This window comes from Burkholderia sp. 9775_39 (assembly GCF_015712225.1).
Taxonomy (GTDB): domain Bacteria; phylum Pseudomonadota; class Gammaproteobacteria; order Burkholderiales; family Burkholderiaceae; genus Burkholderia; species Burkholderia cenocepacia.
On record NZ_JACCQC010000083.1, the window covers coordinates 1 to 481 of the forward strand.

The window sequence follows — 481 nt, forward strand, 5'->3', positions numbered from 1 at the left end:
CATACAGACACGGATAACCTGCATGTACATGTTGCAGTGAATCGTGTCCACCCTGAAACCGGCTATATCAATTGCCTTCCGTGGAGCCAGGAAAAACTCAGTCGTGCATGCCGTGAACTTGAACTTAAGCACGGATTCGCGCCGGATAATGGTTGCTTTGTACATGCACCGGGCAATCGTATTGTGCGCAAAACAGCGCTGGTACGTGAGCGCCGTAATGCCTGGCGACGCGGGAAAAAGCAGACGTTCAGGGAATATATTGATCAGATGTCGATTGCCGGGCTGCGTGAAGAGCCAGCACAGGACTGGTTATCTTTGCATAAACGGCTGGCCAGTGATGGTCTGTATATCACGATGCAGGAAGGGGAACTGGTGGTGAAGGATGGCTGGGACAAAGCGCGGGAAGGTATTGCACTCAGTTCGTTCGGACCGTCATGGACAGCTGAAAAACTGGGGCGGAAACTGGGGGAATATCAGCCTG

At 52.6% G+C, this 481-nt stretch carries 1 protein-coding gene; it reads left to right on the forward strand.

Annotated features, from left to right (window positions below):
* On the forward strand, positions 1-481 hold a 481-nt coding region (locus H0X90_RS35355; RefSeq protein WP_196438439.1), incomplete at both ends, for a relaxase/mobilization nuclease domain-containing protein.